Raw genomic sequence first — 22415 nt, forward strand, 5'->3', positions numbered from 1 at the left:
ATATGTCCCAGATAATCGATTTGAATCTTGACGGCCTGACCTGCGGTCACTGCGTTAAACGGGTTAAAGAAAGCCTGGAAAAACGTGCGGATGTTGAACAAGCAGAAGTTACGCAAACCCATGCCCGCGTCACCGGGAGTGCCAGCGCTGAAGCACTGGTAGAAACAGTGAAAGAAGCGGGTTATGACGCCGAGGTAGCAAGCTTCCCAAAGGCTGATCCGCTGACAGAATCGTCAACTCCGTCGGAAGCCCTGACAGCGGATAGTACTTCCCTTCCGGCAAGCAGCAATGAAGATGACAGCCAGCAATTACTGATTGGTGGTATGAGCTGTGCCAGCTGTGTCTCCCGGGTACAAAATGCTTTGCAAAAGGTGCCGGGAGTCAGCCAGGCACGGGTTAATCTGGCAGAGCGCAGTGCTCTGGTTATGGGCTCTGCCAGTGCCGAATCACTGGTGCAGGCAGTGAGTAATGCGGGTTACAGTGCTGAAGTGATTGATGATGAACAGGCGCGTCGGGAACGTCAGCAAGAGACGGCCAATGCCGCAGTGAAGCGTTTTCGCTGGCAGGCTACCGTCGCTTTACTGGTCGGGATACCCGTCATGGTGTGGGGAATGCTCGGGGACAATATGATGCTCTCCGCCAGTAACCACAATATTTGGCTGACGATTGGTATTCTGACCCTGGCGGTGATGGTGTTCGCCGGCGGCCATTTCTATCGCAGCGCCTGGCGCAGTCTGCTGAATGGCACGGCCACTATGGATACCTTAGTGGCGCTGGGAACCGGGGCTGCCTGGCTTTACTCAATAACCGTTAACCTCTGGCCGCAACATTTTCCGATGGAAGCCCGACACCTTTACTACGAAGCCAGCGCCATGATTATCGGCCTAATCAACCTCGGTCATATGCTGGAGCAGCGCGCCCGTCAGCGGTCATCGAAGGCTTTGGAACGCTTACTCGATTTGACACCGCCGACAGCACGCGTCGTCAGCGACGAAGGCGAAAAAGTGCTTCCGCTGGCTGAAGTCACCGCCGGGATGATCCTGCGTTTAACCACCGGTGACCGGGTGCCGGTAGACGGTAAGATAACCCAAGGTGAAGGCTGGTTTGACGAAGCAATGCTGACAGGTGAGCCTGTTCCATTACAGAAAGTACAAAATGATACTATTCATGCCGGAACCTTGATTCAGGATGGCAGTGTGCTGTTTGAAGCGACCGCAACCGGCAGTCACACCACTCTGTCGCGTATTATTCGCATGGTTCGTCAGGCGCAAAGCAGTAAACCGGAAATCGGTCAACTGGCAGATAAGATCTCCGCCATCTTCGTCCCTGTAGTCGTCCTGATAGCCCTGTTTAGCGCCGCTATCTGGTACTTCTTTGGTCCGGCACCACAAATTGTTTATACCCTGGTCATCGCCACCACGGTACTGATTATTGCTTGTCCTTGTGCTCTTGGTCTGGCGACGCCAATGTCGATTATTTCTGGTGTTGGCCGTGCCGCAGAATTTGGTGTCCTGGTGCGTGACGCCGATGCTCTGCAACGGGCCAGTACCCTGGACACTATCGTCTTTGACAAAACCGGCACCCTGACCGAAGGCAAGCCTCAGGTGGTGGCAGTGAAAACCGCGTCAGAGGTCGATGAATCTCAGGCGTTACGACTGGCAGCGGCACTGGAGCAAGGCTCCAGCCATCCATTAGCCCGGGCTATCATCGAAAAAGCCGCTCAGGCTCAGCTCCCGGAAGTGAATGCCTTCCGCACTCTCCGGGGTCTGGGGGTCAGTGGTGAGGTTCAGGAACATAGTCTGCTACTGGGTAACAAAGCTCTGCTGACAGAACAGGGTATTGATACACATCTCTTTGATAGTGCTATTGAAGAATACGGCCATCAGGGAACCACCCCGGTATTGCTGGCAATAGACGGTAAAATTGCCGCGTTGTTTGCTATTCGAGATCCCTTGCGTAGCGACAGCGTCACGGCGCTACAACGGTTGCACCGTCAAGGCTATCGCCTGGTGATGTTAACCGGTGATAACCCAATTACCGCCAGTGCAATTGCTAAAGAAGCGGGGATCGATGAAGTGATTGCCGGTGTGCTCCCTGATGGAAAATCAGCGGCTATTAAGGAGCTTCAGCAGAAAGGGCACCAGGTTGCTATGGTGGGCGACGGGATCAATGATGCCCCGGCACTGGCTCAGGCGGATGTCGGCATGGCGATGGGCGGCGGTAGTGATGTCGCGATTGAAACGGCCGGGATAACCTTAATGCGCCATAGTCTGACAGGTGTTGCCGATGCACTGGCCATTTCTAAAGCCACTCTGGGTAATATGAAACAAAACTTACTCGGCGCCTTTGTCTATAACTCGCTGGGGATACCGATTGCGGCGGGCATACTTTATCCGTTAACCGGTACACTGCTTAATCCCGTTGTCGCCGGAGCAGCGATGGCGCTCTCTTCAATTACTGTTGTCAGTAACGCCAATCGATTATTACGGTTTAAACCTGAAGACTAAGTCATAATAGCCTCCCGGAAACTGATTCAACGCGGTTTCCGGGAGAAATAATTATCGAGGCAGTCTTAAATAAGGTGGATCGACAGGGAGAGATTTGCACCATTCGAGGCTCAATAGTAGCATGAGTTTTTGCCGGGAATTTGCGACATGGGTTTATTTCAACGTCTTCGTTCAATGTTTTCGCTGCTAACTGCTACCACATACCCATGGCCGGCCATCGATATTCGCCTGCCCGGCAAGCAATATTTGCATTTAGTCGGCAGTATTCATATGGGGACCCAGGATATGGCCCCCCTACCCGATCGCTTACTGAAAAAACTGCAGCAGTCAGACGCCCTGATTGTAGAAGCCGATATCAGTATCAGTGGGTCACCATTTACTGAAGTAACCCCCGAAGCCCCCCTGGAAACACGTCTGGCAGCTGAACATTATCAACAAATAATGGCGCTGTGTTCTGAGTTTTCAATTCCGCTCGCAATGATTGATACTGTCCCGATGTGGCAAGTCGCTTTAATCCTGCAGGCTCACCAAGCCCAGAAGCTGGGGCTGCGTGCTAATTATGGTATCGACTATCAGTTACTGGAAGCGGCCCATAAGAACGATATTGCCATACAGGAACTGGAAGGAACGCAAAATCAGGTTGAACTTTTAACCAGCCTGCCCAACGGCGGAATAACGCTCCTTAATGATACTTTGCATCACTGGCACACTAACGCACGTATGCTACAAACGATGATTAGCTGGTGGTTATCAGCCACTACACCTAAAGACAATACCAGCCTTCCGGATACCTTCAGCGATGAACTGCATGATATTCTTATCGCGCAACGTAATCAGCAATGGTGTACTTTTTTACAACAGCTACCACCGGGCCATTATGTGGTCGCTGTCGGGGCACTACATCTTTTTGGCGAAGGTAATGTGCCCTCATTATTAAAAGCAAAGCGCTCTTAACCTCAGCAATCATAAAGAAGGAAACCATGACTCCAGCGGTAAAACTCCTCGAAAAAAAAGGGATCACATTTACTCTTCACAGCTATGATCACGATCCTCAAGAAACAAACTTTGGTGATGAGGTGGTACGTCTTCTCGGCCTCAACGCAGAGCAGGTGTATAAAACGCTGTTAGTGGCGATTAACGGGGATATGAAAACCTTGGCTGTCGCAGTCACACCCGTGGCTGGACTGCTGGACTTAAAGAAAGTTGCCAAGGCCCTGGGGGCAAAAAAAGTCGAGATGGCAGATCCGATGATAGCGCAGCGGGTTACAGGTTATCTGGTCGGGGGAATAAGCCCGCTGGGCCAGAAAAAAAGCCTGCCAACGGTAATCGATGCCTCTGCACAAACGTTTGATAGCGTGTTTATTTCCGGTGGCAAGCGTGGGCTGGATATCGAAATTGCGGCAGGCGACTTGGCAAAGTTGCTGAATGCACAGTTTGCCGATATCGCTCGCCGCGATTAACAGTTACTGCCAGCTAACTTCACCTTTTGGCTGGTAGTGCTCACTATCCAGCGGTGAGTTTTTCTCTATATACTCCTTCAGCACTTCAGCATCGACAAAACCGGTATTCACGTAACCCGGTTTTCCTTCAATCACAGGGTAGCCGTCTCCCCCTGTGGCATTAAAATTCAGGGTAGCCATGCGGTAGGTCTTTGCCGGGTCAACGGGCTGTCCGTTGATTTTTAAATCCTGCAGTTTGCCTGCCTTAGAAACGAAACTGACGTTGGAGAACTGCGGGTAAGCGCCCGAATCGGGGGTTTTCTGAGCCACTGCGGTCAGATAGTCCACGACGTCTTTGCCGTTCATATCGATATACACCACGGTATTGCCAAAAGGCTGAACTTTCAGTACATCTTTATAGGTAATTTCACCGGGTTCAATCGAGTCACGCACACCGCCGCCACTCATCACCGCAAAGTCTGCATTAGTACGCGCCATTTGTGCAGCCAGGAGCAAGCGGCCCATATTGGTCTGTACAAAACGCACTTTACTGCGATCGCCTTCAAAATGGCCGTTGGTACTGCCCACGCTACCTTTCAGAGCCGCTTCGCCTTTCTCCTGGAATGGTGTCAACAGACTCAGCATTTTCTCATCTTCAGGAATAGCCGTAGTGTAAAGTACGCGCTCACTTTTGCCTGACGCATCGGTCACTTTATGTTTCAGGTTGACTGGCAGCAGCTGGTAATTTACCAGTTTCATTTCACCATTGCGGAATTCATAGTCAGCACGACCGACATATTTTCCCCACTCATGCGCCTGAACAATCCATGTTCCGTTTTGACGATCCGGAGTACAGGGCGTCCCCGGAACATAGTCGGCTTGTTTTTGATTTTCCGAAGCCATGCAGACAGGATTTTGTGAGTGACCACCCACAATCATCGTCAAGGCACCTTCTGGCAGACTGCGCGCCATTTCTACATCGCCCGGAGCATTAGAACCATGATTGCCGTTGTCATAGTGCCCCATATGGGTCGCAGCAATAATGACATCCGGTTTTTCGGTTTTCTTTAACTCTTCAATGAGCTTACCCGCTTCTGCAGCGGGCGCGCGAAATTCAATATCGGTGAAAAATGCAGGATTACCAATTTTTGCCGTATCGTCTGTAGTCAGACCAATAACAGCAATTTTAACCCCTTGTGGGTCAAACATAGCGTAAGGTTTAAACAGACGCTCACCGGTACTTTTTTGATAGATGTTGGCCGACAGTAACGGGAAATTAGCCCACTTTTCTTGCTGACGCAGAACACTCATGGGATTATCAAACTCATGGTTACCAATCGCCATTGCATCATAGCCAATCATGCTCATACCGCGAAAATCCGGTTCGGCGTCTTGTAAGTCTGACTCTGGCACACCGGTATTAATATCACCGCCAGACAGTAACAGAACGCTGCCTCCTTTCTCTGCGACTTCTTTGCGCACGCTATCCACTAAGGTTTTCTGTGCCGACAGACCATATTCACCATTTTCATTTTGCCAGAAGCGTCCATGATGGTCGTTAGTATGAAGAATCGTGATGTTATAGGTTTTATCTTTTTCCCATGCCAGTGCCTGAAAACTGGTTACGCTCAGAGCCGCCAGAAGTGCAGTAGCCACCCTTTTCTTTAATAAGGTCATCGAAATCTCTCCCAGATTAACGTTACGACAACAAGTATTAGCGGTAAAAACATTAGTCACCGCACTATATCCCGACAGGCGCGTTATCGTCGCGTCAATTTGTTGAGATTTATGGCATTAGACTCGTTTTATGATGGATTTTTCGATAACAACACTATTTCATTACCCTTAAATGAAGGGAGTTCATTTCCTGTCAAACTCGCACCTTCTCTACGAATAACCGAAGCCCTCCAGACCACCAGTAGCTCTCTGCCCCAGATATATACCCAAAATAATTCGGGTTGCTTGTAGGCGCCCAGTTCAGCCCGTCATGAGCATAGATAAACTCTGTGATTCGGCGGGCTGGACGCAGGCAACTTGAAGTATGGCGGATATAACCATGCTAATTATGTGACTTTATTAGATGAGCGTGCACAGGTATGTTAGAGGTAGCAGTGGACAGTTAATCACCTCTTCTGCCTCTAACTTCAATCGTCTGTGTGGCTTTCAGGTTACGCGAAAGATGATGGCATAATAATTAATATTGATAGGTTCTTAATGGCAAGCTCTGACAACACACTTCCGGGGAGTACCTCGGCACAAAAAAAATCGCGTACCGCCTTTGGTATTCTGGGTGCTATCAGTTTTTCTCATCTGCTGAACGATATGATTCAGTCTCTGATTCTGGCTATTTACCCGCTGCTTCAGTCTGAATTTTCCCTTTCATTTATGCAGATAGGTCTGATTACACTAACCTTCCAGCTGACTTCCTCGTTATTTCAGCCCCTGGTAGGTCACTATACCGATAAACACCCGCTTCCCTGGTCACTCCCTGTCGGCATGTGTTTTACTCTCAGTGGTTTGATTCTTCTGGCGGTAGCGGGCAGTTTTACGTCTGTATTGCTGGCAGCGGCCTTAGTGGGAACCGGGTCCTCTATCTTCCATCCTGAATCATCACGCGTCGCACGTATGGCATCTGGTGGGCGTCATGGATTGGCCCAGTCTATTTTTCAGGTAGGGGGGAATTTTGGCAGCTCTCTGGGACCATTGCTGGCTGCTTTGATTATCGCGCCTTACGGACAGGGGAATGTTGCCTGGTTTGGCCTTGCAGCACTTCTGGCTATCGTTGTGTTATTACAAATTAGCCGCTGGTATGCCGCCCAGCATCGTATCGCTAAAAGCCACCCACCAGTCACCGTTGTGGGTCCGCTCGGGCGTAATAAAGTGATACTGGCTATCTCTATTCTGCTGATCCTCATCTTCTCTAAGTACTTCTATATGGCGAGTATCAGTAGCTACTATACGTTCTATTTAATCGATAAATTCGGGTTATCGGTGCAGAACGCCCAAATCCACCTGTTTACTTTTTTATTCGCCGTTGCAGCAGGAACGATGATCGGTGGACCTGTTGGCGATAAAATAGGCAGGAAATATGTTATTTGGGGTTCAATTCTTGGCGTTGCGCCATTTACCTTATTACTACCTTATGTCTCTCTCTATTGGACTGGGGTGTTAACCGTCATTATTGGCTTTATTCTGGCATCGGCATTTTCAGCCATTCTGGTCTATGCCCAGGAGCTCCTTCCAGGACGTATCGGTATGGTTTCAGGACTCTTTTTTGGTTTTGCTTTTGGTATGGGTGGGCTGGGTGCCGCCGTTCTTGGTGTAATAGCTGACCATACCAGTATTGATTTAGTCTATAAAATTTGTGCATTTCTGCCATTGTTGGGGGTTGTTACTGTATTCCTGCCCAATATTCGACATAAAGCCTAAAAGCATTTGGCCAAAGTTTTTCTTTGGCCACGCTTTTCAGCCTTGAGATACGGGAATTCTTCTTATAATAACTATCTGAAACATCAGTCAGAGACTTTTTCTTCTCGAAAAGTGTTTTTTTTTCAAATTTGTTCAATTTTTCATAAACGCTTTGGGCTAATTTGTCATAAACTATCGTTAAGAATTTTGGACCACCTGCCAAACCAAAAGGAGACGGAATGCATCACGCTACACCGCTTATCACCACCATTGTTGGTGGACTTGTGCTTGCTTTTTTACTGGGTATGCTCGCTAACAGACTCCGTATCTCTCCGCTGGTCGGTTATCTGTTAGCTGGCGTATTATCAGGGCCTTTTACTCCGGGTTTTGTTGCGGATGCCAAACTGGCCCCTGAACTGGCAGAATTAGGTGTTATTCTGCTGATGTTTGGCGTTGGCTTACATTTTTCACTAAAAGATCTTATGGCGGTAAAGGCCATTGCTATTCCCGGTGCTATTGCACAAATCGCTGTCGCAACACTACTGGGAATAGCACTCTCCGCAATGATGGGTTGGTCACTGATGACCGGCATCGTATTTGGCCTGTGTTTATCAACCGCCAGTACCGTGGTACTGCTCAGGGCGCTTGAAGAACGACAATTAATAGAAAGTCAGCGAGGGCAGATAGCTATTGGCTGGTTGATTGTTGAAGACTTAGTGATGGTTCTGGCTTTGGTTCTGTTGCCTGCGGTCGCCAACATGCTGGAAAAAGGGGATGTTGGATTTGTCACCCTGAGTCTGGATATGGCTATCACTATTGGTAAAGTCGCCGCATTTATCGCCCTGATGCTGCTGGTGGGCCGTCGCCTGGTTCCCTGGATTCTGGCACGTAGCGCTGCCACAGGCTCACGTGAGCTATTTACCCTCTCTGTCCTGGCGATGGCGCTGGGTATTGCCTTTGGTGCTGTTGAGCTGTTTGACGTCTCCTTCGCGTTAGGCGCCTTCTTTGCCGGTATGGTGCTCAATGAGTCTGAGCTGAGCCACCGTGCTGCACACGATACCTTACCACTACGCGATGCCTTTGCGGTTCTGTTCTTCGTTTCAGTCGGAATGCTGTTTGATCCATTCATTCTGATTCAGGAACCCTTGGCTGTTCTGGGTACCCTGATTATCATTATCTTTGGTAAATCTCTGGCAGCATTTATCCTGGTACGCATGTTCGGTCACTCGCAACGTACCGCCTTAACCATTGCTACCAGCCTGGCACAAATCGGTGAATTCGCCTTTATTCTGGCCGGTCTGGGTATGGTACTGGATCTGTTGCCGCAAACCGGACAAAACCTGGTTCTGGCAGGAGCGATTCTGTCCATTATGCTGAATCCCATTCTGTTTGCTGTCCTTGAGCGTTACCTGGATAAAACCGAAACGCTGGACGAGCAGACCTTTGAAGAAGCCATTGAAGACGAAAAACAGATCCCGGTGGATATCTGTAACCATGCGGTACTGGTCGGTTTTGGTCGCGTCGGTCGTTTACTGGGTGAAAAGCTGATTGCACAAGGTACACCGGTGGTAGTGATTGAAATGTCACGTACCCGCGTAGATGAACTGCGTGAAAGAGGGATTAACGCGGTGCTGGGTAATGCCGCCAGCGAAGAAATCATGAATCTGGCGCACCTTGACTGCGCGCGTTGGTTATTGCTGACTATTCCGAATGGCTATGAGGCAGGTGAGATTGTGACCTGTGCACGCGAGAAGTGCCCGGATATCGAAATTATTGCCAGAGCACACTATGACGATGAAGTCGATTATATTACCGAACGTGGTGCCAATCATGTGGTCATGGGTGAACGTGAGATAGCGGCAACCATGCTGGGCATGCTGCCAAAACCGCAGCCGCAGGAACAGCCTATGGCATCCTGATATTTCAGCAGGATCACTCAAAAGAAAGGCGAGCCATATTGGCCCGCCTTTCTTATTTAGCGATCCCAGTAGGCCTCTTCCAGACTATCTTCCCGCTCCGGCAACCCACGCATTAATCTCGGCGAGTGCTGATTAAGTACCTGATAGCTGACCCGATTAGCATACTTACAGACCTGGGCAAGCGAGGAGTAAGTCAGCCAGGTATGCTGGTGCTTACTTGAGTTAGGGACATTATTACGATGGTAGTTATTGGCCGTAATATCATGCAGTAACGCAGCCAGTGCAGCGTCTCCCGCCCCGTTAGTATTCATTATCTTCTCAGGCCCGCCCATATAAGGGGCAATATGCGAATAGACCCGTAGTGGTTCCTGACAGTCTTTTAAACGTTTAGCGCGACTGAATTCATACTGGTTAAATTCGGCAATCACACCGGGTAATAGAGGGTGCTGTGTTTTGCGCTTAGCGCTCTCTTCGGTATAGCCCGCCATGTATAATCCTACCGGACCTGCGGTACAAAGCACCAGATCAACCCAGTCCAGTGTCTTATCAGATGCTTTCAGAGGGTCACTTTCACCAGTGAGCGCTTCTCCCTCTTCTTCATTCATAGCCAGAATAGAGATATGGTCGCGCAAGAAAGCCTGCCACCATTCTGGATTTTCAGCAATCACGTATTTAGTGCCAAGCGTCAGAACAACCGGAACATCATGTTTTTTCGCAAGAGAAATCGCGCGCATCGTGGCTTCAGCCATAGGTTCATCCGGTTTACAGCGCACCAGGTAAGAGGTCAGTACTAACGCTGAAGCCCCGGCAATAACCTCTTCAGGAATACTGTCAGCGCTTAGCTGGTTCATATGTCCGGGACTGATAGCAAATGTCCGCTCTCCCTGCTCGCCGATCAGCGTGAAACAACGCCCTATCGCTCCAGAAATCCCCTGAAGGTAATTGAGATCGGTACGGCTGGAGGTATTACAAAGATAACGGTAGGCATAACTGCCGATTTCAATATTACTGCACATTACCCCCAGTAATACCGAGCGATCATCGGCCAGAACCGAGTAATTATGCAGAGTATTACCGATGGTGCCACCGGCAAACTGATGGGTTATCAGATTATTACTGCTCAATTCCTGATACAAAGCTTCAGCAACATCATCTTCAATAACCAGAGAATGCCCCACACTGAGTCCATAGCGCTGAATAAAATCATCGTCTACTTTTGCTTCAATATCGACCAGTGTCTGATCGATACCGACAACCCAGGAAGTACTATTTTCAGCCTCAGACTGAACTTGTTTCAGTAACGGATCGCGGGCGCTTACCGGGAAATAATGTTTGGATTTTCGTTTTCCGGGAAATTTCATGATGTCGTGTCACGCTTACTAATAAGACGGAGAATGGTAGCATTCTCCGTCTCAGGATCCTATTTAACGAAAGCGATCTGTCAGCGTTACCATCATTTTTATATGCTCAGGGGAATCATTTAAGGCTGGAATGTATTCATATTTAACACCACCGGCTTCAATAAAGACCTCCCGATTCTCTACCATCATCTCTTCAAGCGTTTCCAGACAATCTGCGGAAAACCCCGGACACATCACCTGAATATGTTTCACGCCTTTTTCTGCCAGCATTTTGAGCGTTTCGTCGGTATAGGGCATCAACCATGGCTCGCGGCCGAAACGCGACTGATAACTCATCATCAGTTTCTCTGGCGGCAGTCCAAGATGATTCAGTAACGCATGGGTGGTGTCACGACAACGCTGAGGGTAGTCATCCCCTTCATCAGCAAAACGTTGAGGAATGCCGTGATAAGAAAGCAGCAAGATATCAGGCTCACCGTGTTCAGCAAAAGAACGTCTGATTGAGCTTGCCAGAGCCTCAATATAGGTCGGCTCTGTAGCATAGTCACGAATAAATGAGAAGGACGGCAGGCTACGTGAGTCCGCAAAAATGCGGCCCAGCGCATCCCAGACAGCGGCAACCGTTGAGCAGGAGTACTGAGGGTACAACGGCAGGACGATGATATGGTTAACATGGTGTACCAGCAGCTCATCAACGGCACTCTTTAAAGATGGTTCACCGTAACTCATTCCCAGTGCCACAGGGGTATCAGGCAGTTGTTCAGCCAGTGCTTTTTTCTGACGCTGGCTGTATACCAGAAGCGGAGAGCCTTCCTCCATCCAGATTGACTGATAGAGCTTTGAAACGCGGCCGGAGCGCAGTGGCAGAATCACACCTCGCAACAACGGCCACCACAGAATACGCGGAACATCAACCACTCGGCGATCGCTGAGAAACTGGCATAAGTAACGTCTGACGGCAGGTGCAGTTGGCGCACTTGGCGTACCCAGATTGGCCAGCAAGATACCTATTTTTTCCTGACTCATTATCATCCCTCATTATTCAATTGCCATGATTGTAGCGTAAATGATCGCTTTACCCATCGATTACAACAAAAGACGAATTTTGGGCAAAAAAATACCAGAGTCACCTCTGGTATTTTTATTTCGGTAAACTTAACCGAGTACTTTTTCCAGCTCTGCACGAACGGCATCAACCGTTTGCGTACCATCAATTTTTGCGTAGCGAGTATTGCCCGCTTTGGCTTCCTGCTGATAGTAACCAATCAGTGGTGCTGTCAGCTGATGGTACTCAACCAGACGCTTACGCACCGTTTCTTCCTGATCGTCTTTACGGATTGTCAGTTCTTCACCAGTCACATCATCCTGGCCTTCAACCTTCGGTGGATTATGCTTGATATGATAGACACGACCGGAGCCCGGATGAACACGACGACCAACAATACGATCAACGATCAAATCGTCCGGTACATCGAACTCAAGAACAAAATCAACGTTGATGCCGGCTTCTTTCATCGCATCAGCCTGCGGAATAGTACGTGGGAAGCCATCCAGCAAGAAACCGTTACGGCAATCTTCCTGCGCAATGCGTTCTTTCACCAGAGCAATAACCAGTTCATCCGTAACCAGTTTGCCTGCATCCATGATGCCTTTGGCAATAATACCCAGTTCTGAACCAGATTTGACTGCAGCACGTAACATATCACCGGTAGAAATTTGCGGAATACCGTATTTCCCCATAATGAATTGAGCCTGAGTCCCCTTACCTGCACCCGGCGCACCGAGCAGAATAATACGCATTGCGTAATTCCCCATACGTTTAAATATTCACACCCATCATGCTGCAAACTGCCAGAATATTACCTGAGTTTAAGCGCACTTAATCACATAGTCTGTCTATGTTCATCGGCATTTTTAGCTCTGGACCTGGAAGCAATTTGAATTATTCAGGGTAAAGATAAAATTAGAAGCGAAAACCATACCACTAAAGACGGTATCATCACAAGAAAGGCAGCATCTGACAGTGGGTTTAGATCCATTCATCTCTGCTGAATCGTTATCTTCTGGTTAAATATTCCCCTCCCGGATGGGAGAGGAATAAAAAACAGGATGGTACTACGAAACCAGCAACTGGTTCATGCGGCGAATAAACTGGTTCGGGTCTTCCAGTTGTCCACGTTCAGCCAACAGAGCCTGATCCAACAGTAACTCAACCCACTCACCAAATGTCGCATCGTCCTGAGTGTCTGCCGCACGTTTCACCAGCGGATGATCCGGATTCAGTTCAAAGATATATTTCACTTCCGGAACAGCCTGACCCGCCGCTGCAAACAGTTTCGCCATCTGTGTACTCATGTCGTTACTGTCGGTGGTCACAATTGCAGGGGTGTCAGTCAGACGGTGAGTGAGACGCACTTCTTTCACGCGATCGCCCAGCAGAGTTTTGATGCGGTCAACAAACGGCTCCAGTGCTTTTTCGGCCTCTTTGGCTTGCTCAGTTTCTTCATCAGCCAGTTTTTCCAGTGACTCGTCAGTTTTGCTGACCGACTGGAAGGATTTGCCATCGAACTCGGTCAGATAGCTCATCATCCACTCATCGATACGATCGGAAAGTAGCAGAACTTCAATACCTTTCTTACGCAGCAATTCCAGATGCGGGCTGCTCTTCGCCGCGGCATAGCTGTCTGCGGTGATGTAGTAAATTTTTTCCTGCCCTTCTTTCATACGCGCAACGTAATCTTGCAGCGATACGGTCTGCTCTGAAGAATCAGTATGGGTGGAGGCAAAACGTAACAGTTTAGCAATCGCTTCTTGGTTAGCGTTATCCTCAGCAGGGCCTTCTTTCAGTACCAAACCAAAGCTCTTCCAGAATGTCTGGTATTTATCATTGTCTTCTTTGGCCAGTTTATCCAGCATCTGCAATACACGTTTAGTCAACGCACTACGCAGGTTTTGTGTCACCCGGCTGTCTTGTAAAATTTCACGCGAAACGTTAAGAGGCAGATCGTTAGAATCGATTAATCCGCGCACAAAACGCAGATAATTAGGCATAAATTGTTCAGCGTCATCCATGATAAATACGCGCTGTACATACAGTTTCAAACCATGTTTATGGTCGCGATTCCACATATCAAACGGTGCCTGGGATGGAATATATAACAGGCTGGTATATTCCTGTTTCCCTTCTACACGGTTATGGCTCCAGGTCAGCGAATCACTGTAATCATGGGAAATATGCTTATAGAACTCCTGGTACTCTTCATCGCTTATTTCTGACTTACTGCGAGTCCACAGGGCTTGTGCCTTGTTAATTTTCTCCCAGCTCACCACGGTTTCACCGTCGTTTTCTTCCTGGTGTTCAATCTCTACCGGCAGAGCAATATGGTCTGAGTATTTGCTGATGACAGAACGAACGCGCCAGTCATCGAGGAACTCATCTTCACCTTCACGCAGGTGTAAGGTAATTTCCGTTCCACGGTCCGCTTTAGTGATATCCGCGACGGTATAGTCACCTTCACCGGCAGATTCCCAGAAGACGCCGTCTTCTGCACTGGCACCCGCTGCACGAGTACGGACAGTAACTTTATCCGCCACGATAAAGGAGGAATAAAATCCTACCCCGAACTGGCCAATCAGCTGGCTGTCTTTAGCCTGGTCTGAGCCCATAGACTCAAGGAATGATTTGGTGCCAGATTTGGCGATGGTGCCCAGATGATCAATAACCTCATCGCGGGTCATACCGATACCATTATCAGCAATAGTCAGGGTGCGTTGCTCTTTATTGAAAGAAACGCGAACGTGTAGTTCACCTTCTCCTTCATACAGGCTGGTATCTGACAATGCGCGGAAACGTAATTTATCTGCCGCATCGGAGGCGTTGGAGATCAGTTCACGCAGGAAGATTTCTTTATTTGAATAGAGAGAGTGGATCATCAGATGCAGAAGTTGTTTTACTTCTGACTGGAAGCCGCGAGTCTCTTGTCCTTTCATGGTCATTGATACCTCAACAAAATCAAATGGGGATGTAGTACAAACGTTGAGGGAGATATGGTAACGATTTGTGCTTTTTCAAGCGTCCGGAAAAAAATCCTCTGATATTCAGACTATACAGAGGTAAAAAAATGTCTCACCTCTCACAACCCGGAAGGAAGTAAGAGGCTTACTGATAAGAAGAAGGGCAAGAGCTAAAACTGAATTTTACGACGTCCCAGCAGAGAGTGCGAAAGCGTAGTGCCGTCAACCATTTCCAGCTCGCCCCCCACAGGAACACCATGAGCAATACGGCTGGCTTCTACCCCATGATGTGAACATAACTCAGCAATGTAATGTGCCGTCGCTTCACCTTCAACTGTCGGGTTGGTAGCCAGAATAATTTCTTTAATATTCTCACCTTCCAGACGTTCTTCAAGACGTCCCAGACCAATATCATTCGGTCCGATACCGTCCAGAGGTGATAAATGCCCCATCAAAACAAAATAGCGCCCGGAGAACTGCCCGGTCTGCTCAATAGCTTGAATATCTGCGGGTGTCTCTACGACACAAATCTGGCCATTTTCCTGGCGACGCGGATTCGCGCAAATCGCGCAAACTTCCTGCTCAGTAAAGGTACGGCAGTCAGCACAATGACCGATTTCAGACATCGCGCGCGTCAACGCTTGCGCCAGCCGCATTCCTCCACTACGGTCGCGCTGTAATAAAGTAAAAGCCATACGCTGAGCGGATTTAGGCCCGACGCCAGGCAGGCAACGTAACGATTCCATCAAGGCTGTAAGTAACGGGCTGGTTTGCATGGTTCAACTATCTAAAAACAAGGAGGTCTCTAGCGTATCATCAGCCTCGCGACCATAGCAAAAGATTAACGGATTCGCTTATCAAACAATGGTTCTGGAAACGTCGTACTCCTGTTTTAATAAAGCATAAACGAACTCGTCTCCCCACTGACCATTAAAACGGTCATTTTGGCGAAAATGGGCTTCTTTACGCATTCCCAGACGTTCAACAATACCAATTGATCCCTGATTATTGGCGTCCAGACGGGCAAAAATACGGTGGAATCCACCTTCAGTAAAACCTTGTGCCAGTACTGCCTCAACCGCTTCGCTAGCATAGCCTTTTCCCGCATAAGCTGGGTTAAAGATATAGCCAATTTCCGCCTGTAATGCCGCCTGACTTGCCAGCTTTAATAGCACTTCCCCTATCAGAGTCTGACTCTCTTTCAGGGTTACAGCGTAATACAAAGTATCACCATCATTATTGAGCGCTGAATTAATGGCGCTGGATAATTGGTTCGCCAATTGTTCTGGTTCTGGCGGTGAGGCATATAAATAACGATAAACTTCTGGCAATTGATGATATGCCCGATAGGCAATCAGATCTTCCGGAGTAAATCGGCGTAAGCACAAACGGTCAGTGATAACTGGAAAAGTCATTAAAAACAAAACAATACCTTTTTTTAACTAAGTTTCATTATTTTTCAAAAGATAAGCTACCCGTTAAATATCCATAACCATTAAAAATTTACTTTAATTTTCATTATGGCTTCAACACGCGATCAAAACACTAAAACAGTATTTGATCATTTGTAGCACCCTATTTTGCTGCTTATCGAAAAACTTATTAGGATGTCGCCATAAAATATTTAAGCTCAGAGCAAAGAGGAATAATAATGTTAAAAGGAAAAAAAGTTGTCGTGACCGGCGGGGGGCGCGATTTTGGCCGGTCATTATCGATCTGGCTGGCCCGGGAAGGTGCTGAGGTGGCACTGTGTAGCCGCAGTCTCGATCAAGCTCAGTCTACTGTCGACAGGATTCATGCTGAAGGCGGTAAAGCAAAAGCTTATCAGTGTGATATATCAGATATGCACTCCGTGCAGCAGTTTGCCCAGTCTCTGGCTGACGGCTTACAATCCATTGATATTCTTATTCTCAGTGCGGCGCAATGGCTGGAAGGTGATTTAGCTCAAGGCGAGCAGGATGAGGACATTATCAGTACCATTAATTCAGGCCTGACCGGTTCGATTCTTCTGACCAAGGCGCTATTACCTTATATGAATCGGGAACAAGGTAGCGATATTATTGGTATGGTTTCAGTCTGTGGTATTCCTCATTTTACGCAATCAATTGCACATCCCGCTTTTTTTGCTGCCAAACAGGGCATGGGCGGTTTTCTTAATATCCTTTCAGAAAAACTGGCATCAGAGAATATTCGTGTTACCGCTCTGTATCCACCCGATTTTGACACGCAGGATCCCAGTGAAGAACCGCCCCATCAGCCAGTCACTGGCCGCTCTTTATTGAACGGACATGCGATATGGCAAACAATTAAGTTTGTCGTATCACAACCGCGTGGATGCCACATTAGCGCGATTTATTTTCAGGGGCCCGACCGCGAGGCTGTTGCCCGATCAGAACAACACGGCCACTGAAAAATAAAAGGCGGGAGCCCAGAGCTCCCGCCTTTTATTTATGTGCTGAAGGTGAATGACTTCAGGCAAGGATCAGAATGGCATTTTAAAGCCAGGAGGCAGCTGCATACCGCTGGATACGCCAGCCATTCTCTCTTTCTGGGCTTCACCGATACGGCGCGCAGCATCATTGAATGCAGCAGCCACCAAATCTTCAACCATTTCTTTGTCGTCTTCCATCAGGCTGGGATCGATTTCCACCCTACGGCAGTTATGTGCACCATTGATGGTGACTTTAACCAGGCCCGCACCAGATTCACCAGTGACTTCCATTTTGGCGATTTCTTCTTGCGCTTCAGCCATTTTTTCTTGCATCTGCTGGGCCTGTTTCATCAGGTTACCCAGACCGCCTTTTCCAAACATAATTATCTCTCTTTCGTCGGGCCATCGGTCGCGTTATGCGATTATGGTTATCAGGGATTACACAATGCCGCCTGTAGAGCAACATATTAAACAGGACGAATACTATCCTCATCCAGCACCGCATCAAAGAATCTTTTTATCGTCTGGATATTGTTATCACTGTTCAATGACGCACGTGCTTGCTCGAGTTTTTCTTCATAAATAGCCTGACGCCATTCTAATGGCGTACGCTGTGTCAGATTATCGTCTTCAACAATCGTTAATTCAACCGCCTCACCTTGTAACTGAGCGAGCGCCTCGCTCAGTGCCTTTTGTGCACCTGATGAGTTCAGATGCCGCAAGGCAGGCCGCAGATGCAAACAAATTTGCGATCCTTGTTGCTCTTTCCAGGCATTCAATGCCAGTTGCTGTACCAGCTTGGGGAGCGTCAATTTTTCAATTTCAGCCGACCAGTTATCACGTAAAGCGGCTTCCTCCGCCAGTTTCAATGCCAGTTCAGGTGTTTTTTCGTGTTCAAGCGCTTTTTTCAACGCTTTTGGAGTGGCTACCGGTTCAGCCACCTCTTCACTAACCGACTGAGATGTCCAACGATAAGCTTCCGGTTTTGCAACCACCGCGGGCTTTGATGAAATAGCTGATGTCGCAGAAGCTTGAATGCGATCGGTCACCGATGCCAGGCGTTCTGCCGCAGAACGTTTCGCCGACCGCGCTACTCCAGGCGCAGCCGGCTCACTCTTTTTTGCTTTGTCAGTTCCTTGCTGGCGCAGTAATTGGTTACGTGCCTGAAGGATCTGACTGGTACTTTCCGAAAGTGCAGGCGCTTCGCGTGCAGCTTGAGGGGCTCTGGCGGGTACTGACGCTGCTGTACCCGATGATGTGGATGATACTGAATGAGCAACATTCTGTTGCAGAGCAGGACGTACCTCGGGCTCAGGCAAGGGTTTCTGTGGATGAAATGCCAGAGCACGCAATAAGGTCATTTCCACGCCCATACGGCGATCAGGGGCCCAAGGGAGTTCTTTGCGACCAATCAGCAGCGTCTGATAATAGAGCTGCAAATCTGCTGGCGGAATAGTCCGCGCCAGTTCGCGCATTCGGGCTTCAGTCGCTGCCATATCATCGCCCAAAGCAGCCGGAGAAAGCTGAATCATTGCCAACCGATGGAATAACGATGACATCTCAATCAATAAACTTTCCCACTCAACGCCACGCGAGGCAACATCATTCAGCAGAGACATCACTCGCTGGCCATCAGCTTGTACCAAGGCTTCGATCAGAGAGAGCGCCTGGCTGTCATCCAGCGTTCCTAGCATCGAGCTGACCGCAGACGTAGTAACCTGACCGTCACCGCTCGCGATGGCCTGGTCGGTTAAACTTAAAGCATCGCGTAAGCTACCATCAGCTGCCCGGGCTAAGAGTTGTAGGGCGCGGGTGTCAAAGGCAATATTTTCCTTGCCCAGAATATGTTCCAGCTGTTGCCCAATTTGCTCAACGTCCAGTGCCTTAAGATGAAACTGCAAACAACGGGATAAAATCGTCACCGGTAGTTTCTGTGGGTCTGTCGTGGCGAGCAAGAATTTCACATGCGCCGGCGGCTCTTCCAGCGTTTTTAACAGCGCATTGAAGCTATGGCGGGAAAGCATGTGAACTTCATCAATCAGATAGACTTTAAAACGCCCTCTTGCTGGAGCATACTGCACATTGTCCAGCAGATCGCGGGTATCTTCGACTTTGGTACGCGATGCGGCATCAATTTCTATCAGATCGACAAATCTTCCCTGCTCTATTTCGCGACAGTTATCGCACACACCACAAGGCGTCGCGGTGATCCCTGTTTCGCAATTCAGCCCTTTGGCCAGTAAGCGGGCGATGGATGTCTTTCCGACCCCACGGGTTCCGGAGAAAAGATAGGCGTGATGGATACGTCCTAGCGTTAAACCATTCGCTAACGCGGTCAGGACATGTTGCTGGCCAACAACATCAGCAAAAGTTTGTGGGCGCCATTTGCGGGCTAAGACCTGGTAGCTCATCTGGAATTCAGCTCTGATTCGCGGGAAAGGTGAGTCAAAGAAGGTCATGCTACCACAAGCCTCACCCGGCAAGCGAGCAAGGCGTATTGAAGTCAACGTCATTTATATTGCATCGATCATTTTATTGCTTGCCAGCTTGCCTGCTGAGTGGCAGCTTAAATTCAGAAGCACAGTAAAGAGCGATGCAGAAAAAAGGATAATCATCATGACCAAACAGTATAAAAAAGACCCAAATCAGCTTGGAAAACTTACTGAAATTCAGTTCAACGTCACCCAAAACAATGCTACAGAACGCCCATTTACCGGGATTTACGATGAACATTTTGAAGAAGGTCTGTATGTAGATATCGTTTCTGGTGAACCTCTGTTTACCTCATTGGATAAATTTGACTCAGGTTGTGGCTGGCCAGCATTCAGCCGCCCGGTAGAGAATAACATCCGTAATATCAGCGACAAAAGCCATGGCATGATTCGTACCGAAGTTCGCTCCCTGCACGGAGACAGCCATTTAGGCCATGTCTTCCCGGATGGCCCGCAAGAAACAGGCGGTTTGCGTTATTGTATCAACTCTGCGGCATTACGCTTTGTTCCTAAAGCAGCATTGGCAGCAGAAGGCTATAGTGATTATCTGCCACTATTTGAAGACGGAGGAAAAGATGAAAACTGAGGTCGCCATTCTTGCCGGAGGTTGTTTCTGGGGTGTCCAGGAACTGATACGCAAGCTAGACGGCGTTATCAGCACCGAAGTCGGTTATACCGGCGGGCGCAATGATTCGCCAACCTACAGCTATCATCCGGGTCATGCAGAGGCAATCAGGATTGAATTTTTACCCGAAACACTGAGTTATCGGGAACTGCTGAAATATTTCTTTCAGATTCATAACCCGACAACACCTTTTCGGCAGGGTAATGATATCGGTTCCAGCTATCGCTCAGCCATTTTCTACTTATCAGAAACACAGAAAGTTGAAGCTGAAAAACTGATAACAGAAATGGATAATTCAGGTATCTGGCCCGGCCCGGTAGTCACTGAAGTGAAAGAAGCCTCATCCTTCTGGTCTGCCGAAGCTGAGCATCAGGATTATTTACAGAGAAATCCAAATGGCTATACCTGCCATTTTGAACGTCCTGACTGGCAGTTGCCCTAAAAATCTGATGGCAATAAGACAGAAAAGCCTCCTTGTCGGAGGCTTTTAACTTGCGGGTAAATAAAGAAAAAATATTATTTTCTTTGTGATTAATGACCCGGAAATGGCACCAGACTAAAAATATTAAGGCCCATTTTTTCCAGACGCTGCTCACCGCCCAGATCGAATAAATTGATAACAAAGGCAGCGTCGGTTACCTCGCCCCCAAGACGACGGATCAATTTAACAGTCGCCTCAATTGTCCCACCGGTTGCCAGAAGATCATCAATCACGAGCACTTTATCGCCCGCTTTAATCGCATCAACGTGAATTTCCAGCTTATCAGTGCCGTATTCCAACTCGTAGCTTTCTGACAGTGTTTCACGAGGTAATTTATTCGGTTTGCGTACTGGAACAAATCCGACTCCCAGTCCTAGCGCAACAGGAGCACCAAATAAGAAGCCACGGGCTTCAGTACCCACGATTTTGGTAATACCCGCATCTTTAAATTGCGAGACTAACAGTTCAATACTGAGCGCATAGGCTTTCGGATCTTCCAGCAAGCTGGTAACGTCACGGAATAAAATGCCCGGTTTTGGATAGTCTTGGACGCTTTTAATACTGTTTTTGAGATACTCAAGCTGCTGAACGGTCGCGGTCATCGATTTATGCCTGCTGAAAACATGATACTAGTCAGGGTACGTTTTCAGTTCATTCTTGAACCCGGCTGTTTTTAACCCGCCGTACCCATGCCCGAAAACGCTCGAATTTACTGCCTGGCAGCTATAATTGCAACTTCGTTGGTCAAGGTTATGGCTTTTCAGCCTCTGCTGCGCAGTTAATTAAAGAATAGCATCCGTTTCATATCCAAAACAATTCAAGTTGCTTGTAGGCTCCCAGTTCAGCCCGTCGATGGGCACAGATAAACAATGTGATTCGGCGACTGGATGCAGGCAACACCCAAGTAACTTGAAATATAACGGGTATATTTGCTACCTAATATAATCAGAACAATTAAGGGAGATTCACCGGTGAACACGACGTCACTGTTACAGGTGCTACATTCACGCATTGAGGAACTGGCCGTGGCTATCGCCCCTCTTTCTCAACAACGCACTTCGCAGGCCAGATTCGACAAGAAACTGTTTACCACCCATAGCACGCAGTTAAAAGATTATCTGCTGGAAGTCCGCGCTAATATGGAAAAGCTCCAGCACAGCGTCGAGCAAAAAAGGACCGCACAGGTTGCTTTTTTGGCTGAAAAGCTAGTTGAACAGCTGGCCGCTCTGCAAAGAGAACTGGCAACCAAAGAATTGCGTAAAAATGAATGGCAACAACCTGAAGCTGTAAATTTTTATCAAAAATTGGCTACACATCAAGATTATGAACGCCGTCTTCAAGCTATGATTAATGACAGAGAAAATCAGTATGCCGTGCAAGAAACACGGGTAGGACAGCAGAAATTACAGCGCGAAATTCTGGCCCTGGAAGGACGCTTGCAACGATGCAGACAGGCACTTACCCGCCTGGAACGTATTATCGAACGTCAGGAACGGGGTCTGGGGTAAATTTTATTTGTTCAAGAGAACGCAATGTCACTAGAAAATGCAGCGGATGAAATTAAATTAGCGGTCGATTTGATTATGCTGCTAGAACAACATGCTATCCCGACAGATACGGTGCTAAAAGCACTGAAAATCGTTGAACAGGATTTTTTGCGAAAAAAAGAACAAAACGCCAAAGAAGAAGATACGGCCACTTGAACAAAAATCGCTGGAAAAACTTTTTATGCCAATGA

General features: G+C 48.2%; 20 protein-coding genes and 1 other annotated feature. Of the genes, 10 read left to right on the forward strand and 10 right to left on the reverse strand.

The features are described from left to right. Positions 1-2 precede the first annotated feature (2 nt). From copA to ybaK, 3 genes are all read left to right on the forward strand, one after another. Positions 3-2507 carry a copper-exporting P-type ATPase CopA gene (copA, locus tag Q1A40_RS03735; protein ID WP_299998077.1) on the forward strand — a complete coding sequence of 835 codons (2505 nt, stop codon included), beginning with the start codon at positions 3-5 and terminating at the stop codon, positions 2505-2507. A gap of 147 nt (positions 2508-2654) precedes the next feature. Continuing rightward, the gene (locus tag Q1A40_RS03740; RefSeq protein ID WP_299998079.1) at positions 2655-3461 is read left to right on the forward strand and encodes a TraB/GumN family protein; all 807 of its coding nucleotides are present in this window, start codon (positions 2655-2657) and stop codon (positions 3459-3461) included. 26 nt (positions 3462-3487) lie between these two features. Next, complete coding sequence (gene ybaK, locus Q1A40_RS03745; RefSeq protein ID WP_299998081.1) at positions 3488-3967, forward strand: Cys-tRNA(Pro)/Cys-tRNA(Cys) deacylase YbaK; 480 nt, start codon at positions 3488-3490, stop codon at positions 3965-3967. A gap of 3 nt (positions 3968-3970) precedes the next feature. On the opposite strand, the gene ushA is transcribed toward ybaK, so the two are convergent. Further along, positions 3971-5623: a bifunctional UDP-sugar hydrolase/5'-nucleotidase UshA gene (gene ushA, locus Q1A40_RS03750; RefSeq protein WP_299998334.1), complete on the reverse strand. Its 1653-nt coding sequence runs from the start codon at positions 5621-5623 to the stop codon at positions 3971-3973. 537 nt (positions 5624-6160) lie between these two features. Between ushA and Q1A40_RS03755 the strand changes: the two genes are divergently transcribed. Continuing rightward, positions 6161-7375: an MFS transporter gene (locus tag Q1A40_RS03755; protein ID WP_299998083.1), complete on the forward strand. Its 1215-nt coding sequence runs from the start codon at positions 6161-6163 to the stop codon at positions 7373-7375. Positions 7376-7593: 218 nt separating this feature from the next. Next, complete coding sequence (ybaL, locus tag Q1A40_RS03760) at positions 7594-9273, forward strand: YbaL family putative K(+) efflux transporter (protein ID WP_299998085.1); 1680 nt, start codon at positions 7594-7596, stop codon at positions 9271-9273. Between the two features lie 56 nt (positions 9274-9329). Here ybaL and Q1A40_RS03765 read toward each other — a convergent pair whose 3' ends face one another. From Q1A40_RS03765 to Q1A40_RS03790, 6 genes are all read right to left on the reverse strand, one after another. Beyond that, positions 9330-10634: an inosine/guanosine kinase gene (locus tag Q1A40_RS03765; protein WP_299998087.1), complete on the reverse strand. Its 1305-nt coding sequence runs from the start codon at positions 10632-10634 to the stop codon at positions 9330-9332. Positions 10635-10697: 63 nt separating this feature from the next. Continuing rightward, positions 10698-11660: a ferrochelatase gene (gene hemH, locus Q1A40_RS03770; protein ID WP_299998089.1), complete on the reverse strand. Its 963-nt coding sequence runs from the start codon at positions 11658-11660 to the stop codon at positions 10698-10700. A gap of 129 nt (positions 11661-11789) precedes the next feature. Next, complete coding sequence (gene adk / locus Q1A40_RS03775; protein ID WP_299998091.1) at positions 11790-12434, reverse strand: adenylate kinase; 645 nt, start codon at positions 12432-12434, stop codon at positions 11790-11792. Positions 12435-12749: 315 nt separating this feature from the next. Beyond that, positions 12750-14624 carry a molecular chaperone HtpG gene (htpG, locus tag Q1A40_RS03780; RefSeq protein WP_299998093.1) on the reverse strand — a complete coding sequence of 625 codons (1875 nt, stop codon included), beginning with the start codon at positions 14622-14624 and terminating at the stop codon, positions 12750-12752. A 194-nt stretch (positions 14625-14818) separates the two neighbouring features. Next, entirely contained in the window at positions 14819-15424 is a 606-nt protein-coding gene (gene recR / locus Q1A40_RS03785) for a recombination mediator RecR (protein ID WP_299998095.1), read from the reverse strand. An 81-nt stretch (positions 15425-15505) separates the two neighbouring features. Beyond that, entirely contained in the window at positions 15506-16063 is a 558-nt protein-coding gene (locus tag Q1A40_RS03790; protein WP_299998096.1) for a GNAT family protein, read from the reverse strand. A gap of 236 nt (positions 16064-16299) precedes the next feature. Here Q1A40_RS03790 and Q1A40_RS03795 point away from each other — a divergent pair, with 236 nt between their 5' ends. Next, positions 16300-17058, forward strand: a complete 759-nt coding sequence (locus Q1A40_RS03795) for an SDR family oxidoreductase (protein ID WP_299998099.1) — start codon at positions 16300-16302, stop codon at positions 17056-17058. 72 nt (positions 17059-17130) lie between these two features. On the opposite strand, the gene Q1A40_RS03800 is transcribed toward Q1A40_RS03795, so the two are convergent. Together Q1A40_RS03800 and dnaX are read right to left on the reverse strand one after the other, a co-directional pair. Further along, on the reverse strand, positions 17131-17460 hold the full coding sequence (locus Q1A40_RS03800; RefSeq protein ID WP_211992658.1) for a YbaB/EbfC family nucleoid-associated protein: 330 nt from the start codon (positions 17458-17460) through the stop codon (positions 17131-17133). An 86-nt stretch (positions 17461-17546) separates the two neighbouring features. Then, positions 17547-19490 carry a DNA polymerase III subunit gamma/tau gene (dnaX, locus tag Q1A40_RS03805; protein WP_299998335.1) on the reverse strand — a complete coding sequence of 648 codons (1944 nt, stop codon included), beginning with the start codon at positions 19488-19490 and terminating at the stop codon, positions 17547-17549. Beyond that, positions 18156-18220, reverse strand: a sequence feature (DnaX frameshifting element). It overlaps the preceding gene by 65 nt. A gap of 205 nt (positions 19491-19695) precedes the next feature. On the opposite strand from dnaX, the gene msrB reads away from it, so the two are divergent. Together msrB and msrA are read left to right on the forward strand one after the other, a co-directional pair. Further along, positions 19696-20157 (forward strand): peptide-methionine (R)-S-oxide reductase MsrB, encoded by a 462-nt coding sequence (msrB, locus tag Q1A40_RS03810; protein WP_299998103.1) that lies wholly within the window; start codon positions 19696-19698, stop codon positions 20155-20157. Continuing rightward, a complete protein-coding gene (msrA, locus tag Q1A40_RS03815) occupies positions 20147-20638 on the forward strand; it encodes a peptide-methionine (S)-S-oxide reductase MsrA (protein ID WP_299998105.1) in 492 nt (163 codons plus the stop codon). The genes msrB and msrA overlap by 11 nt, the downstream gene beginning before the upstream one ends. A gap of 89 nt (positions 20639-20727) precedes the next feature. On the opposite strand, the gene apt is transcribed toward msrA, so the two are convergent. Continuing rightward, positions 20728-21279 (reverse strand): adenine phosphoribosyltransferase, encoded by a 552-nt coding sequence (gene apt, locus Q1A40_RS03820; RefSeq protein ID WP_299998107.1) that lies wholly within the window; start codon positions 21277-21279, stop codon positions 20728-20730. 369 nt (positions 21280-21648) lie between these two features. On the opposite strand from apt, the gene priC reads away from it, so the two are divergent. Both priC and Q1A40_RS03830 read left to right on the forward strand, forming a co-directional pair. Continuing rightward, a complete protein-coding gene (gene priC / locus Q1A40_RS03825) occupies positions 21649-22185 on the forward strand; it encodes a primosomal replication protein PriC (protein WP_299998109.1) in 537 nt (178 codons plus the stop codon). Positions 22186-22209: 24 nt separating this feature from the next. Further along, entirely contained in the window at positions 22210-22380 is a 171-nt protein-coding gene (locus tag Q1A40_RS03830; RefSeq protein ID WP_299998111.1) for a YbaM family protein, read from the forward strand. The last annotated feature ends 35 nt before the right edge of the window (positions 22381-22415 follow it).

Source organism: uncultured Cedecea sp., from assembly GCF_947498825.1.
Classification (GTDB): Bacteria; Pseudomonadota; Gammaproteobacteria; order Enterobacterales; family Enterobacteriaceae; genus JGM124.

Coding starts and splice junctions, on each gene's coding strand:
- dnaX (WP_299998335.1), bottom strand. CDS start 19,490: ATGAGCTACCAGGTCTTAGCCCGCAAATGGCGCCCACAAACTTTTGCT.
- Q1A40_RS03795 (WP_299998099.1), top strand. CDS start 16,300: ATGTTAAAAGGAAAAAAAGTTGTCGTGACCGGCGGGGGGCGCGATTTT.
- ybaK (WP_299998081.1), top strand. CDS start 3,488: ATGACTCCAGCGGTAAAACTCCTCGAAAAAAAAGGGATCACATTTACT.
- Q1A40_RS03755 (WP_299998083.1), top strand. CDS start 6,161: ATGGCAAGCTCTGACAACACACTTCCGGGGAGTACCTCGGCACAAAAA.
- hemH (WP_299998089.1), bottom strand. CDS start 11,660: ATGAGTCAGGAAAAAATAGGTATCTTGCTGGCCAATCTGGGTACGCCA.
- msrB (WP_299998103.1), top strand. CDS start 19,696: ATGACCAAACAGTATAAAAAAGACCCAAATCAGCTTGGAAAACTTACT.
- ushA (WP_299998334.1), bottom strand. CDS start 5,623: ATGACCTTATTAAAGAAAAGGGTGGCTACTGCACTTCTGGCGGCTCTG.
- Q1A40_RS03790 (WP_299998096.1), bottom strand. CDS start 16,063: ATGACTTTTCCAGTTATCACTGACCGTTTGTGCTTACGCCGATTTACT.
- Q1A40_RS03740 (WP_299998079.1), top strand. CDS start 2,655: ATGGGTTTATTTCAACGTCTTCGTTCAATGTTTTCGCTGCTAACTGCT.
- htpG (WP_299998093.1), bottom strand. CDS start 14,624: ATGAAAGGACAAGAGACTCGCGGCTTCCAGTCAGAAGTAAAACAACTT.
- msrA (WP_299998105.1), top strand. CDS start 20,147: ATGAAAACTGAGGTCGCCATTCTTGCCGGAGGTTGTTTCTGGGGTGTC.
- adk (WP_299998091.1), bottom strand. CDS start 12,434: ATGCGTATTATTCTGCTCGGTGCGCCGGGTGCAGGTAAGGGGACTCAG.
- apt (WP_299998107.1), bottom strand. CDS start 21,279: ATGACCGCGACCGTTCAGCAGCTTGAGTATCTCAAAAACAGTATTAAA.
- recR (WP_299998095.1), bottom strand. CDS start 15,424: ATGCAAACCAGCCCGTTACTTACAGCCTTGATGGAATCGTTACGTTGC.
- Q1A40_RS03765 (WP_299998087.1), bottom strand. CDS start 10,634: ATGAAATTTCCCGGAAAACGAAAATCCAAACATTATTTCCCGGTAAGC.
- Q1A40_RS03830 (WP_299998111.1), top strand. CDS start 22,210: ATGTCACTAGAAAATGCAGCGGATGAAATTAAATTAGCGGTCGATTTG.
- Q1A40_RS03800 (WP_211992658.1), bottom strand. CDS start 17,460: ATGTTTGGAAAAGGCGGTCTGGGTAACCTGATGAAACAGGCCCAGCAG.
- ybaL (WP_299998085.1), top strand. CDS start 7,594: ATGCATCACGCTACACCGCTTATCACCACCATTGTTGGTGGACTTGTG.
- copA (WP_299998077.1), top strand. CDS start 3: ATGTCCCAGATAATCGATTTGAATCTTGACGGCCTGACCTGCGGTCAC.